The sequence below is a fragment of the Pseudomonas sp. P5_A2_2 genome (genome assembly GCF_054177685.1).
On the sequence record NZ_JBGCUL010001040.1, the window covers coordinates 1 to 1,511 of the forward strand.

The following is a 1,511-nucleotide window of genomic DNA, read 5'->3' on the forward strand; positions in this document are numbered from 1 at the left end:
CTGCGGCGCAATGGGCCAGTCGATCAGGAGCTACCGCTATCGCCCCAGCCAACTGGCGGTTAAAGATAAGGCGATAGTATTAAAAGCATTCGAACTGCGAATAGTCTAAACGGACGATGATTCATGCAATTGCGAGATCTACCTTTAAAGCCAGTTTAAGTAACAAGGCTTAAAAAAGAGGTGGGCGATAAACGTCCACACGCAATCGCACCTCGAGTGACTGGGCCGGGCATCGGATTCTCGGTGGCATCACGATCCAGTGCAGAGGAAGGAGGAAACACATGCTGACGCACTTGCAGCGTCTTGAGGCCGAGAGCATTCACATCATGCGAGAAGTGGTCGCTGAGTGTGAGAATCCGGTAATGCTCTACTCCGTCGGTAAGGACAGCGCAGTGATGCTGCACCTGGCCCTGAAGGCGTTCCACCCAGGAAAACTGCCGTTCCCATTGCTCCACGTCGACACGACCTGGAAGTTCCGCGAGATGATTCAGTTCCGCGACGCCATGGCGAAAAAGCACGACTTCGACCTGCTCGTCCATATCAATCCCGAGGGGCTGGAAAAGGGCATCAGCCCCTTTTCCCATGGTTCGGCCATACACACCGACATCTGGAAAACCGAGGGATTGAAGCAAGCGCTGGACAAGCACGGCTTCGATGCGGCCTTCGGCGGCGCACGACGGGACGAAGAGAAGTCGCGGGCCAAGGAGCGGATATTCTCGATCCGCTCCGAGCAGCACCGCTGGGACCCCAAGCTGCAACGTCCCGAACTGTGGCGGATGTATAACGCCCGCAAGCACAAGGGCGAAAGCATCCGGGTGTTTCCCCTGTCCAACTGGACCGAGCTCGACATCTGGCAATACATCTATCTGAACGACATTCCGATCGTGCCGCTCTACCTGGCGAAAGAGCGACCGGTGGTGGAGCGCGACGGCACGCTCATCATGGTCGATGACGAGCGCATGCCACTGAACGACGGCGAGGTTCCCGAGATCAGGAAAGTGCGTTTCCGCACGCTGGGTTGCTACCCGCTGACCGGCGCAATCGAGAGCGAGGCCGACTCCTTGACGGCCATCATTCAGGAAATGCTTCTGGCCAGGACGTCCGAGCGCCAGGGCCGCCTGATTGATCACGACTCCGCGGGCTCGATGGAGAAAAAGAAACAGGAGGGGTATTTCTAATGGCACACGTATCCGATTTGATTGCCGAAGACATCGAGCAATATTTGAAATCCCACGAGAACAAGAGCCTGCTGCGTTTCATCACCTGCGGCAGCGTCGACGATGGAAAAAGCACGCTCATCGGGCGCCTGCTTTACGAATCGAAGATGCTCTTCGAAGACCAGTTGAGCCAGCTGGAAGCGGATTCAAAGAAGGTGGGGACGCAAGGTGGCGACCTGGATTTCGCACTACTGGTCGACGGACTTTCCGCCGAGCGTGAACAAGGCATCACCATCGATGTTGCCTATCGCTTCTTCTCGACCGACAAGCGCAAGTTCATCGTGGCCGATACAC

The 1,511-nt window shown here is 56.5% G+C and carries 2 protein-coding genes; both read left to right on the forward strand.

The window, feature by feature from the left end:
• The first annotated feature begins 254 nt into the window (after positions 1 to 254).
• Positions 255 to 1,178, forward strand: a complete 924-nt coding sequence (gene cysD, locus ACXRVY_RS28570; RefSeq protein ID WP_317851111.1) for a sulfate adenylyltransferase subunit CysD — start codon at positions 255 to 257, stop codon at positions 1,176 to 1,178.
• Positions 1,178 to 1,511: GTP-binding protein (locus ACXRVY_RS28575; protein WP_458238901.1), on the forward strand; the 334-nt coding region annotated here is incomplete at its 3' end. The genes cysD and ACXRVY_RS28575, both read left to right, overlap by 1 nt.